The sequence below is a fragment of the Streptomyces sp. 135 genome, assembly GCF_020026305.1.
Classification (GTDB): Bacteria; Actinomycetota; Actinomycetes; order Streptomycetales; family Streptomycetaceae; genus Streptomyces.
Genome location: NZ_CP075691.1, coordinates 2,676,740 through 2,689,114 on the forward strand (window position 1 = coordinate 2,676,740; position 12,375 = coordinate 2,689,114).

Genomic DNA, 12,375 nt, shown 5'->3' on the forward strand with positions numbered 1-12,375 from the left:
GGCGGTCGGCGGACGCACCACCCAGGCTGACGGAACACCGCACCGCCCGGGACGGGGCACCACACCACCCAGGCCGACGGAACACCGCACCGCCCGGGACGGGGCACCACACCACCCAGGCCGACGGAACACCGCACCGCCCGGGACGGGAACCGCACCGCACCCCCCGGCGGTCGGCGGACGCACCACTCAACCCCCACCCCGACCAACACCACCCGTACGGCCGCGCCCCACCCGGCTCAGCCCGCCGCGCGCGGCCCCCGCGCGCGCCGCACGATGCGAGACAGGGCCGCAGACCGTCGGTCCGTATGGTCTGCGCTCTCGGGAGGACCTGCCATGACCGTCAGTCTGGAGCAGTTGCGCCGCTGCCACATCGCCGTCGACCTGGGGGCCGCGCGGACCCGGGTGTTCGTGAAGGGCGCGGGCCTCGTCGTCGACGAGCCGAGCGCCGCCGCCGTGAACACCCGCACGGGCGCGCTCATCGCGGTCGGCCAGTTCGCCGAGCAGATGACGGGCCGCACACCGGGATACATCCGCGTGGTCCGCCCCGTCTCCGGCGGCACCGTCGTCGACATCGAGATGGCCCAGCGGATGCTGCGCCACCTCGGCTCGGGCTCGCCGTGCGCAGCGCCCCGAGGCGACGATGATCCTGGTCTGCGGCGCCGCCACCACCCAGGTCGCGGTCCTCTCCATGGGTTCGATCGTGACGGCCGAACGGATCCCCGTGGGCGGCGAGGCCATCGACCACGCGATCGTCCAGCACCTGCGCCACCAGCACGAACTGATGCTGCCCTCCCAGTCCGTACGCCCCCTCCAGCTCGCCCTGAGCGGCAACGGCCTCACCCCGCACGGCCCGGAGTCCACGGAGATCCACGGCAGGGACGTCGCGACGGGCCTCGCCCGCTCGGTCCACGTCGACACCGCCGCCGTCCGCGACGCGATCCACACCCCGCTCACCGCCGTGCTCGACGGCATCGGCAAGGTGCTGCGGGTCTGCCCGCCGGACCTGGTCGCCGACCTCGCGGACCGCGGGATCATGATGGTCGGCGGCAGCGCGCGGCTCCCCGGGCTCGACCAGATGCTGCGGGACGCGACCGGAATGCCCGTACAAATCGCGGAACGGCCCGATGTGTGCGCCGTGCTGGGCCTCGGTGCCATGCTGGAGGGCAAGACCCAGCCGCTGGTCCTGGACCCGCTGTCCGCCTGACCGGCGCGCTGCCCCGAGCCGGCGACACGGAGCGCGTGACCGAGATGCCCGACGGAGCGGAGGCGCCGCTGCCGCCGATGCCACTGCTGGAGGCCGTCCTCAGCGTCGGCACGGATCTCGGCCTGCACGCCACGCTCCAGCACATCGTGGACAGCGCGGCCCGGCTGACCGGGGCGGAGTACGGCACACTCGACGTCGGCGGTGCCGGTGCCGGCGCCGGCGGAGTGTCCGCCCACGAAGGCCCCGCCGAGGAGGCGGGCGGTGACGTCATCCGCGTACCGATCCCCGTCCAGGACGAGGCGTTCGGCGACCTCCTGCTCGCGAAGAAGACGCGGGGGCCGTTCACCGACGAGGACCGGCAGCTCCTGAAGGTCCTGGCGAGCCAGGCGGGCATCGCGATCGGCAACGCCCGCCTGTTCGAGGCGGCCCGGCAGCGGGAGCGCTGGATCGAGGGCGCGGCGGCGGTCACCACGGCCCTGCTCACCGGCGAGGCGGCGGCCGACGCGCTGATGACGGTCGCGGACCGGGCACGGATCCTCGCGGGCGCGGCGGCGGGCGTGATCCTGCAGCCCACGGAGGCGGGCGGCATGCGGATCGTCGCCGCCTCCACGGACGGCGAACCCCACGGCTGGGGCGCCTCGGCGGGCGACCGCCCCCCGGACACCGGGCCCGCCACGGCGACCACGACGCCCCGGACGGACCGGACGGACCAGGCGGACCAGGTGAACCGGGCGAACCGGGCGAACCGGGCAGACCCGACGGAGAAGACCCCGCCGCCCGACACCGACACCTCCCCCGGCACAGAACCCCCCAGCCCAGGCCCAAGCCCCGGCCCCACGCCCTCACCACCCACCTACGACGACCTCATCGGCACCACCATCGAACCCGGCAGCGCGGTCCTCACCCAACTGCTCGGCGGCGAACCGGTGTTCATCGAGGACTCCGCGACCGACCCCCGGATGACGACCCACGTACGCGTCCGTTTCGGCCCCAGCATGATGCTGCCGCTCCAGGCCGGCGGCCGGCTCATCGGGACGCTCGCGCTGCCCCGCAGACGGGGCGCCCCCGCCTACACCGCCGCCGAGCGGCTGCTCGCCACCCAGTTCGCCTCGCAGGCCGCCCTCGCGCTGGTCCTCGCCGACGCCCAGCAGAGCAGGGAGCGCCTCGCGGTCTTCGAGGACCGCGACCGCATCGCCCGCGACCTGCACGACCTCGTCGTCCAGCGCCTCTTCGCGACCGGGATGATGCTGGAGTCGACCCGCCGCAAGGCCCGGTCGACGAAGGTCGAGTCCACCCTCGACCAGGCCGTCGACGAGCTGGAGTCCACCATCCAGGAGGTCCGCACGGCCATCTTCGCCCTCCAGCAGCCGCCCGCCGACGCCCCGACCACCTTCCGCGGCAAGGTCCTGCGCGAGACGGCGGGCGCCGCCGCGCTCCTCGGCGTCCAGCCCTCGGTGCACTTCGCCGGCGCGGTCGACACCCGGATCGCGGACCCGGCGGGGAGCCATCTCCTCGCCGCCCTGCGCCGGGCCCTGGCCGCCGTGTCGCGCCGTACCGGCGTCACCCGGGTCGACGTGGCGGTCGACGCGCGGGCCACGCTCCCCGACGGCCGCGAAGGCGTACGTCTGACGGTGTACGACGACGGGGCCACGGACGGCGTGGAGGCGGGCACGACGGTCACCTGGCAGGCACCGCTGTAGAGGGCCCGGCGGCGCGGCGGGTCAGAGCGCGACCACCGTCACCTCCGTGGCCTTCACGCTGGTCCACACCTCGGCGCCGTCCACGAGCCCCAGTTCGGCCGCCGCCTGCGGGGTGATCTCGGCGACCAGGTCGGGCGCCTGCCCCGAGACGATCAGGACCCGCAGCCTGCTCCCGGCGGCCGTGATCTCCCGCACCGTCCCGCGCCATACGTTGCGCGGGCTCCCCTCGGGCCGGCCGCGGTGCACGGAGACGGCCTCCGGCGCGATGACGGCGAGCGCCCGCGTGCCCTCGGCCGGCGGGTCGGCGACGACCAGCCGCCCCTCCCCCGCCAGCACGAGCGTGCCGTCCGCGGCGGCCGTGCACGGCCAGGCGTTGCGGCCGAGCATCCGCGCCACCCAGGGCGAGCGCGGGTGCCGGGTGACTTCGGCGGGCGGCGCGTCCTGCAACGTACGCCCGTCGTCGAGTACGAGGACCCGGTCGGCCAGCGACACCGCCTCGACGGGGTCGTGTGTGACGACGAGGCAGACCCCGCCGAAGCCGTCGAGGTGACGCCGCAGGGTGTGCCGGACGTGGGCGCGGGTGGTCTGGTCGAGGGCGGCGAGCGGTTCGTCCAGGAGCAGCAGCCGGGGCCGGGCGGCGAGCGCCCGCGCGAGGGCGACCCGCTGGGCCTGCCCGCCGGACAGCTGCGCGGGCCTGCGGTGCGCGAGGTGGCCGACGCCGAGCCGGTCCAGCCAGGCCTGCGCCTCATGGCGGGCCCGCGCGCGCCGCACGCCCTGTGCGCGCAGCCCGTAGGCGGTGTTGCCGAGCGCGCTCAGATGCGGGAAGAGCGCGCCTTCCTGGGGCACCCAGGCGACTCCCCGGCGGTGCGGCGGCAGCGCGGTGACGTCGCGCTCGCCGAGCCGCAGCCGGGCGTGGGCGCGGGGCGTCAGGCCGAGGAGGGCGCGCAGCAGGGTGGTCTTGCCCGCGCCGTTGGGCCCGACGACGGCGATGGTGGTGCCGGGTTCCGCGTCGAGGGTCTGCTGGTTGGCGCCGGTGACGTCGGCGTGCAGACCCCATTTCTCCTGCGGTCCCGCGGCTTCGACGAGCGGCTCGGGCCCGTCCTCCGCCACCGGGTCGTTCCCCGGTGCGGCGGCCGGTGCGGCGGCCGGATCGGCGGTCCTCATGGTCGCTCCGGCCGACCATCGCCCCCGCAGCCCGATCAGCACGGCCATGGCGATGGCGAGCAGCAGCAGCGACAGGGAGGTCGCGGCCTCCGGGGAGTCCTGGAGCAGCAGGTACACCTGGAGCGGCAGGGTCTGCGTGGTGCCGGGGAGGTTGCCCGCGAAGGTGATGGTCGCGCCGAACTCGCCGAGCGCCCGCGCCCAGGTCAGCGCGGCCCCGGCGACCAGCCCGGGGGCGACCATCGGCAGCGTGACGGTGAAGAACACCCGTACGGGAGAGGCCCCCAGGGAGGCCGCCGTCTCCTCGAAGCCGGGCCGCAGCCCGCCGAGCGCGCCCTCCAGGCTGATCACGAGGAACGGCATCGACACGAACGTCGCCGCGACCACCGCGCCGGAGGTGTGGAACGGCAGCACGATCCCGAACGTGTTCTCCAGCCACGGCCCGAGCAGCCCGCGCCGCCCGAAGCCGAGCAGCAGCGCGACGCCGCCGACGGTCGGTGGCAGCACCATCGGGAGCAGCACGAGGGACCGTACGAAGGCCTTCCCGGGGAAGTCCACGCGCGCGAGCAGCCAGGCCAGCGGCACCCCGAGCAGCAGGGAGAACCCGAGCGCCCAGAAGGACACCAGCATCGACAGCTTCAGGGCCTCGGTGACGCCGGGCGCGGAGAGGTGGCCGGCCAGCTCGCCCCACTCGGTGCGGACGAGGATGCCGATGAGCGGCATCAACAGGAACGCGACCGCCACGAGCGCGGGCAGCGCGAGGGCGAGGGGCGTCCGGGGACGCCCCGGCGCGCGGGGACGGAGGCGGCTCATCGGCGGTCCTGGGATCGGTGGTCTGACGCGAAACGTACGACCGGGCGCCCGCTGCGGGGAGGCGTCGGGCACCCGGAAGTCGAGGTACCGGCAGCGAAGGCCCGCCAAGCCGGTGGACCGGAAACGGGCCTCCGGAAGCCGGTCTACCGGAAGCGGAGGCCCCGCTACGGCTTCTGGAAGCCCGCGTCCCGCAGGATCTTCTGTGCCTCGGGGCCGCTGAGCCACTTCACGAACGCGGCGGCGGCAGCGTCGTTCTCGGAGCTCTTGAGGGTCGCGGCGGGGTAGGACGCCACGGCGTTCTGCGCGTCCGGGATCTCGACGGCGTCGATCTTGCCGGGCGCGGTGGCCGCGTCCGTCCGGTAGACGATCCCGGCGTCGGCCTCGCCGAGTTCGACCTTGCTCTGCACGGAGCGGACGTTGGCCTCCTTCGACACGGGCTTCACCTCGACGCCCTGCCGGTCAAGGACCTCCTTGCTGTAGCGCCCGACCGGCACGGTGTCGTCCGCGAGTACGACCTTAAGCCCGCGGTCCGCGAGGTCCTTCAGCCCCTTGATCCGGTCCGGGTTGCCCTCACGCGTGGCGATCACGAGCCGGTTCTTGGCGATCACGGTGGGCGCGCCGGTCTCCGCCTTGAGCCCGTCCATGGTCTTGGTGTCGGCCGTGACCAGCACATCGGCGGGCGAGCCCTGCTTGACCTGCGCGGCGAGCTCCTGCGAACCGGCCGCGGAGATGGTGAGGTCCGTGCCCGGGTGCTCCTTCTCGTACGCCTTCTCGGCGGTGGCGAAGACATCGGTGAGGGAGGAGGCGGCGAGGACGGTGAGACGGACGTGCTCGCCGTCGGCCCCCCCGCCCTTCTTGCCCGCACTGTCGTCGTCATCACCGCAGGCGGCGGCGAGCGGAACGAGCAGCGCGACGGTCGCGGCAGCGGCGGCGGCACGGCGGACGGCGGGGAACTTCGGGTGGCACGGGGACATGGCTGGGGCTCCTGGCTCAGGCACGGTCGATCGGCTCAGACACGGTCGATGTGCACGCTGGTGGACTTGACCCGGGCGGTGGCCTGTACCCCGACCTCCAGGCCGAGTTCCTCCACCGCCTCACGGGTCAGCAGGGAGACCAGGCGGTGCGGGCCCGCCTGGATCTCCACCTGGGCGGCGACGTCACCGAGCTTCACGGCGGTGACGATGCCGGGGAAGGCGTTGCGGGCGGAGGTGTACGGGACGTCGTCCTCGGCCGCGCCACCGCCCTGCGCGACCTCGATGGAGAAGGCGGCCAGGTCACGGCCGTCGATGAGCCGCCGCCCGCCTTCGTCGCGGTGCGTGGCGACCCGGCCGGCGTCCGCCCAGCGGCGGGCGGTGTCGGGACTGACCCCGAGCAGACGCGCGGCCTGCCCGATCGTGTAGGACTGCATGTGCGACAAGATAGGCCCGATCGGCTCGCATCTGAAATATTTGATCGGATTCTCCATGGCAGCTGCGCCCGCCCCTGGAGGAAGCCCCAAAGGGCCGGCCGCGCTCCACGGAGCCAGGCACTGCGGACCGCCAGGCATACCTCGGCCCAGTCGGCCAACTCGCCCCGCATGGCACTCTTCGGCAAGCACAAGCGCGACAACGAACACGAGCGCGAGCACGAGCACGACCACGACGACCACCACGACAGGTCCCACGCCCCCAGGAGCGAGCACGGCCCGGCCCCCGAGGTGGAGGAGGCGGCCCCCGACGAACCCACCGACCTGCCCGCCCGCTCCTGGTGGTCGGTGCTGCGCCGCACCGGCCAGGAGTTCATGGACGACGACCTGCCGGACCGGGCCGCCGCCCTGACCTACTACGGCGTCCTGTCGCTCTTCCCCGCGCTGCTCGTCCTGGTCTCGGTCCTCGGCGTGATCGGGAAGAAGGCCACCGACTCCGTGCTGAACAACCTGGACAAGCTGGCCCCGGGCCCGGTGCGCGACCTGTTGAGCGACGCCGTACGCCAGTTGGAGGGCAGCGGCGGCACCAGCGGCGTGGTGGCGATCGCGGGCCTGGTCCTCGCCATGTGGTCCGCGTCCGGTTACGTGGGGGCCTTCATCCGCGCCTCCAACGCCGTCTACGACCTGCCCGAGGGCCGCCCGGTGTGGAAGCTGACACCGCTGCGGATCGCGCTGACCGTGGCCCTGATGATCCTGCTCGCCATCAGCGCGCTGCTCGTGGTCTTCACGGGACCGCTCGCCGAGCGCGCGGGTGACGCCGTCGGCGTGGGCGACGCGGCGGTCACCGCCTGGTCCATCGCGAAGTGGCCGGTGCTGCTGATCATCGTCATCATGATGATCGCCCTGCTGTTCTGGCGTGCCCCCAACGTCCGCGGCCCCGGCTTCCGCTGGCTGAGCCCCGGCAGCGTGCTCGCCGTACTCCTGTGGTTGCTGGCCTCCGGCGGCTTCGCGCTCTACGTCGCGAATTTCGCCTCGTACAACAAGACGTACGGCGCCCTGGCCGGTGTCGTCATCTTCCTGGTCTGGCTGTGGCTGTCGAACCTCGCCATCCTGCTCGGCCTGGAATTCGACGCCGAACTGGCCCGCCAGCGCGCGATCAGCGGCGGCATGCCCGCCGAGGAGGAGCCGTACGTGGAACCCCGCGACACCCGCACCTGGCCCCGCCGCCGCGACTCCCGCCCCGACCCGGCACCCTGACGCGGCACGCCTTGGTCCGGACGCGCTAAAGGGGCCGGCGCGTCAGCGCGGCGGCCCCTGTTCCACCGTCTTCACGGGTAGAAACGGTTCTGCTGGGAGAACCCTGTGTGGGGCGGGTGGGACTCGAACCCATTCAAGTGACGCGTCTCACCTGCGGTGATGCCGAAGGAGCGGACATAACCATCCGTTTCCATCCGGCTGCATCCTCTTCGATCCGGCTCGATCGACCCTGGTGAGGCGTTCGCCGCACGGCTTCTTCGCCGCAGTCGTCGGCCACCGCACCCCCAAGGGGTGCGTAACCCGGCGTCCTGGGCCGACGGTCTGCTTCTGGACTGTGACGACTCCTGTGAGCCTCCGGCAGTATGGCCCTGCCTTCTCGTCAACTACGGTCCGTAGCGAAGCGGCGGTGCCCCGCGACTGCTGGATGGGATACCGGCTCGAAAACTCGAACTCGCTCCAAATGGGGCGGCGACGATCGGCGGCGATGACGTGCAGGAGACCTCGCGCACCGTGTCCGAGCACAAGGTCCGCCGCCTTGCGGTATTTCAGCAGTCACGCTGCCGGCCCTGTGCGGTCGGCCGAAGTCGAACCGCACGGTAGTCCAGCCAGCCCTTGATGCCGCCGTTGAGGTGCTTGCCGTAGTACCAGGTGATTCCGGACTTCTTCGTCTTGCAGTAAACGCGGAAGGGCGCGCCCGCCCAGAGCTCCTCCTTGTTCGCGTAGCTGTAGCCCGGGCCGTTCTGTATGACGGACCTGAACGAGTTGGTGACATTCCAGGTCTGGTCCGCGATGTTCTTCGTGCACGCGGACGAGCCGGTAGCGGATGCGCTCGGCGCCATCAGCAGGGAGCCGCCAAGCGCGACGATGACGGTGGCGGCTCCGGTGAGAAGTGGCTTCCGGATGTTGGTACGGCGCATGGGCGAAGAGTGGATCAAGCGTCAAGGGCGCTGACGAAGATTTGTGATGCCCATGGCGAGACCTCGTCTCCCATGCCTGCCCAGCTCCCCGGTCCGACGGGGGTGTGTTTCGACGTCGGCGGGGCAACGGAGCCCGCACGCATGCCGAGCGGCCTGCCCGAGGGCTTCGGACAGGCGCCGTTCTAGCCGGGTGATGCGCGAGAACAAGCGGCCGTTGTGGGCCGTGAGGTTCGCGGCGTCTGCCTACAGAGACTGACCGGCGCAGGCCGAGGTGGAGGTCAGCGCGTATCTCGTAGCGGATCCGCAGGCAGTTGAACTGGTGCAGCTCGGGGAAGGTCCGCTCGACTATCCAGCGGGTCCTCCCGCGTCCGGAGCCGTGGGCGACTCCGCGGCGAGCGATCCTCAGGGTCATGCTGCGGTGACGGGGGACGCGGCGGTACTTGTCGTAGTCGTAGCCGCGGTCGGCTTTAGAGCTGGCGGGGCCGTCGGCGAGGTCTGCCACGCAGGCCCGGATCGGTGGGATCGCGTCCAGCAACGGCAGGAGCTGAGTGACATCGTGGCGATTGCCGCCAGTCAGTGTGACGGCGAGCGGGGTGCCGTGCCGGTCAACGGCCAGGTGGTGCTTGCTGCCCGGCCGACGCCGGTCGACCGGCGAGGACCCGGCGTACGCCCCCTTGAGCGCGCGGAGGTGCGAACTATCGGCGGCTGCGTCGTCCATCTCCAGCGGGCTGCTCGCTCGGAACTCGGCGAGCAGCCCCTCGCGCAGACGCGACACGCCTGCCTCGGTCCAGTCCCGCAGTCGCCGTCAGGCCGTGACGCCGCTGCAACCGACCCGCTCGGCAGGAACGTCCCGCCAGCTCACGCCGTTGTGTACACGATCCCGCGCAGTGCGGTCCGGTCGTCCATCGGCAGTCGGCCCGGATGGCGATACCGCCGAGGAGCGCGGGGAGGCAGTAGCGCTAGCCGGTCCCACAGGTCGTCAGGCACAGGATCGCCCGTCACCTGTAGAACTCTGTCGCTCAGGGCCTCGGCAGCCGAGCCCCGGCCGGTCTCGTTTTGAAGCGATCAGTTGTGCGTCGGTGGCAGTCGGCGAGCCAGTTCGAGGTCCGTGTCCATGACGGGTGGAAGTGGACGGCTCGACTACGGCATGCACTGCGCCGCGAACGGGCAGGGGGGTGGACATAATTCCGTTATGTCTACTTCGATGAGTGGCTCTTCCGGCTCTGGTTCCGAGTCGGAGGGAGGTGAGCGGCATGCCTCGTGGCTGGAGTTGTTCTTCGACCTGATCGTGGTCGCGGGGGTGGGGCAACTGGCGCATCTGCTGCACACGGGGCCGAGCTGGACGTCGCTGGGCCAGTACGCGGTGCTGTTCCTCGCCTTCTGGTTTGCCTGGGTGATGCCGACCATGTACGGGAACGTGGCGGGGGAGGGGACGCGCGTCGTGACGGTCGTCGCGGCGATGTTCGGGATGGCGGTGATGGCGGCTGCCGTGCCGGGAGTTCATGATTCCGACGGGAAGGCACGCGCCTTCGCCCTCGGCTACATCGTGGTGCGGCTTATCGCGTCTCGGGTGTGGAGCGGACGCAGGCAGGTAGTTGCGGATCTGCCGATCATCCAGCTGGGGGCCGGTCTCACGCCGTGGGTGGTGTCATTGTGGGCGCACGGGGAAGCCCGCTTGTGGCTGTGGGCGGCGGGGCTACTGATCGACATAGCAGTCATGGTGCGCGTCAGCCGTGAGGCGCTCCAGGCGGAGGTCGACCAGAAGTGGGCGCACGCGGAGGAGCGGGCGGAGCACTGGCTGCGGCGCGAGGAACGGCGCAGCGTTGCCCTGCCGCCTGAGGAGGCCCATGCGCGGGTCGACCGTGTGCGGAGCAGGTTGCGGAGGAAGCCGCAGGTCGTGGCTGCCGACACCGAGCACCTGTCGGAGCGGCTGGGGCTCTTCGTGCTGATCGTGCTGGGTGAGGGGCTGGTGCAGTCGGCGTCCGCGGCGAGCGAGGAGCCGTGGGGCGGCGCGATGCGTGCGGTCGGTATCGGGGTGTTCGTGGTCCTGGTGCTCGTCTGGTCGCTGGCGTTGCGCACCGGTGCGTACGGGTTGCCGCTGCTGGCGCCGCGAGCGTTGCCGGTGCGGCTGGTGCTGCTGCTGCACTGCTTGTTCGCCGGGGCGGTGGCGGCGCTATCGGCGGCGCTGGGCCGAGCGGTGGAGCAGGCCGGTGACGCGATGCCGCAGCCCGGCCGGCTGCTGCTGGCTGGCGTGCTGGCGCTGAGCCTTGCCATGACGCTAGTGTGCGCGCTGGTGTCCGGTTGGGGCGTGGGCTGGGCCTTGGGGGCAGTCGGGCCGGCGCTGGTGGTCGTGGGCGTCCTGGCGGCGGCCCCGGGGACGTGGGTCCCCGAGGGGTTCGGCACTGTGGTGTCGGTGGCACTGGCGGTGCTCGCCCTTGCCTGGCCGGTGGCCTGGCGGGCGTACCAGCCCGGTACTACCGCGACGAAAGAGCCCGCTCGGGGCGCCGGCTCGGCGGGGTTTTCGGGGTGAAGTGTGATTCCGTACCTCCCTGGAGGAGGAACGCGTTCGTCACGATCGAGGTGTGACTGCGAAGCAAGAACCGATCAGCCGGCGTGAACGACCCGCGACGCGACCCTGACGCGGCGGAGGATCGTCGATGTGGCGGTGCGGGTCATGCGGTCCGAGGGGCTGGGGAAAGTGACCATGCGGCGCCTGGCCCAGGAGCTGGACACCGGCCCGGCCTCGCTCTACGTCTAGGTTGCCAACCCGAGCCGCACGCGCCGTCCTGGACGCACTCCTGGCGAGTTGGAGCTGCCCGCCGACCGATCCGAGACCGGCCTGGCGCGAGGACCTCGTCGCGAACCTCACCTCCTACACCCGTCTGCTCTTCAAGCACCCGCAGCTCGCCCGCTCCGCCCTGGTCGCACGCCCCAGCGGCACGAACTACCTCACCTGCTCGAACGCCTCCTGCTGCCCACCCTCAGCGGCGCCCCGCGCGAGCAGGTCGCCTGGGGCTGCCAGTTACCTGCCGAGACCGGCGTACCGCTGTCGCGCTGGTCCTGCCCGGAGCTGGCCGCCGAGCTGACCGTGCGCGGGATCACCGGGACCGTCTCCGCGTCCACGGTGCGTCGCTGGCTTCGCGAGGACGCGCTCAAACCCTGGCAGTACCGGTCCTGGATCTTTCATCCGCGACCCGGACTTCCGCGCCAAGGCCCAGCGTGTCCTGGATCTGTACGCCCGCAGGTTCGAGGGTGTCTCGCTGGGCCGGGACGAGTACGTCGTCTCCAGCGACGAGAAGACCTCCGTCCAGGCCCGCTGCCGTTGTCATCCGACCCTGGCCCCGGGCCGGGCCCGGGCGATGCGCGTCAACCATGAGTACGGCCGCGGCGGCGCGCTGGCTTACATGGCCGTCTACGACGTACACCGCGCGAAGGTCTTCGGCCGCTGCGAGCCGAAGACCGGCATCGTTCCCTTCATGGCCCTGGTCACCCAGGTCATGACCACCGAGCCCTACGCGAGCGCGAAACGCGTCTTCTGGATCGTCGACAACGGCTCCTCCCACCGAGGGCAGAAGGCCATCGACCGTCTGACCACAGCGTTTCCGAACGCGGTCATGGTCCACACCCCTGTACACGCCTCCTGGACAAACCAGATCGAGATCTTCTTCTCGATCGTCCAGCGCAAGATCGCCCAACCCAACGACTTCACGGACCTGACCCAGGTCCGGGACCGGCTCCGAGCCTTCGAACACCGCTACAACGCCACGGCACAGCCGTTCCAGTGGAAGTTCACCACCTCCGACCTGGACGATCTGCTGGCCCGGCTCGACCGACACACACTCACCGACCGACGAGAAGAATCCTCCGTCGCCCTGGCGGCCTGATCAACCCCCGAAGGACTTCCGGAGCTGACCA

General features: G+C 71.9%; 9 protein-coding genes and 2 pseudogenes. 6 read left to right on the forward strand and 5 right to left on the reverse strand.

The features are described 5' to 3' along the window. Positions 1-336: 336 nt before the first annotated feature. Both KKZ08_RS12060 and KKZ08_RS12065 read left to right on the forward strand, forming a co-directional pair. Positions 337-1,207 (forward strand): annotated as a pseudogene (locus KKZ08_RS12060) (rod shape-determining protein). 44 nt (positions 1,208-1,251) lie between these two features. Then, positions 1,252-2,907 (forward strand): GAF domain-containing protein, encoded by a 1,656-nt coding sequence (locus KKZ08_RS12065; RefSeq protein WP_223779017.1) that lies wholly within the window; start codon positions 1,252-1,254, stop codon positions 2,905-2,907. 21 nt (positions 2,908-2,928) lie between these two features. On the opposite strand, the gene KKZ08_RS12070 is transcribed toward KKZ08_RS12065, so the two are convergent. From KKZ08_RS12070 to KKZ08_RS12080, 3 genes are all read right to left on the reverse strand, one after another. Then, entirely contained in the window at positions 2,929-4,881 is a 1,953-nt protein-coding gene (locus KKZ08_RS12070; RefSeq protein ID WP_223774455.1) for an ABC transporter permease, read from the reverse strand. Positions 4,882-5,045: 164 nt separating this feature from the next. Continuing rightward, positions 5,046-5,855: a molybdate ABC transporter substrate-binding protein gene (gene modA / locus KKZ08_RS12075; protein ID WP_223774456.1), complete on the reverse strand. Its 810-nt coding sequence runs from the start codon at positions 5,853-5,855 to the stop codon at positions 5,046-5,048. 35 nt (positions 5,856-5,890) lie between these two features. After that, positions 5,891-6,289, reverse strand: coding sequence for a helix-turn-helix transcriptional regulator (locus KKZ08_RS12080; protein WP_223774457.1), 399 nt, complete (start codon positions 6,287-6,289; stop codon positions 5,891-5,893). A gap of 168 nt (positions 6,290-6,457) precedes the next feature. Between KKZ08_RS12080 and KKZ08_RS12085 the strand changes: the two genes are divergently transcribed. Beyond that, positions 6,458-7,543 carry a YihY/virulence factor BrkB family protein gene (locus tag KKZ08_RS12085; protein WP_223774458.1) on the forward strand — a complete coding sequence of 362 codons (1,086 nt, stop codon included), beginning with the start codon at positions 6,458-6,460 and terminating at the stop codon, positions 7,541-7,543. A 545-nt stretch (positions 7,544-8,088) separates the two neighbouring features. Here KKZ08_RS12085 and KKZ08_RS12090 read toward each other — a convergent pair. Continuing rightward, positions 8,089-8,460 carry a hypothetical protein gene (locus KKZ08_RS12090; protein WP_223779374.1) on the reverse strand — a complete coding sequence of 124 codons (372 nt, stop codon included), beginning with the start codon at positions 8,458-8,460 and terminating at the stop codon, positions 8,089-8,091. A gap of 256 nt (positions 8,461-8,716) precedes the next feature. Then, positions 8,717-9,462: pseudogene (locus tag KKZ08_RS38625) on the reverse strand (IS5 family transposase); the annotation flags it as partial. A gap of 190 nt (positions 9,463-9,652) precedes the next feature. On the opposite strand from KKZ08_RS38625, the gene KKZ08_RS12100 reads away from it, so the two are divergent. From KKZ08_RS12100 to KKZ08_RS12110, 3 genes are all read left to right on the forward strand, one after another. Beyond that, positions 9,653-10,990, forward strand: coding sequence for a low temperature requirement protein A (locus KKZ08_RS12100; protein ID WP_223774459.1), 1,338 nt, complete (start codon positions 9,653-9,655; stop codon positions 10,988-10,990). A 129-nt stretch (positions 10,991-11,119) separates the two neighbouring features. Continuing rightward, complete coding sequence (locus KKZ08_RS38960; RefSeq protein WP_346657873.1) at positions 11,120-11,218, forward strand: TetR family transcriptional regulator; 99 nt, start codon at positions 11,120-11,122, stop codon at positions 11,216-11,218. A gap of 577 nt (positions 11,219-11,795) precedes the next feature. After that, entirely contained in the window at positions 11,796-12,344 is a 549-nt protein-coding gene (locus KKZ08_RS12110; RefSeq protein WP_263303401.1) for a transposase, read from the forward strand. The last annotated feature ends 31 nt before the right edge of the window (positions 12,345-12,375 follow it).

Coding starts and splice junctions, on each gene's coding strand:
- KKZ08_RS12065 (WP_223779017.1), top strand. CDS start 1,252: ATGCCCGACGGAGCGGAGGCGCCGCTGCCGCCGATGCCACTGCTGGAG.
- KKZ08_RS12070 (WP_223774455.1), bottom strand. CDS start 4,881: ATGAGCCGCCTCCGTCCCCGCGCGCCGGGGCGTCCCCGGACGCCCCTC.
- modA (WP_223774456.1), bottom strand. CDS start 5,855: ATGTCCCCGTGCCACCCGAAGTTCCCCGCCGTCCGCCGTGCCGCCGCC.
- KKZ08_RS12080 (WP_223774457.1), bottom strand. CDS start 6,289: ATGCAGTCCTACACGATCGGGCAGGCCGCGCGTCTGCTCGGGGTCAGT.
- KKZ08_RS12085 (WP_223774458.1), top strand. CDS start 6,458: ATGGCACTCTTCGGCAAGCACAAGCGCGACAACGAACACGAGCGCGAG.
- KKZ08_RS12090 (WP_223779374.1), bottom strand. CDS start 8,460: ATGCGCCGTACCAACATCCGGAAGCCACTTCTCACCGGAGCCGCCACC.
- KKZ08_RS12100 (WP_223774459.1), top strand. CDS start 9,653: ATGTCTACTTCGATGAGTGGCTCTTCCGGCTCTGGTTCCGAGTCGGAG.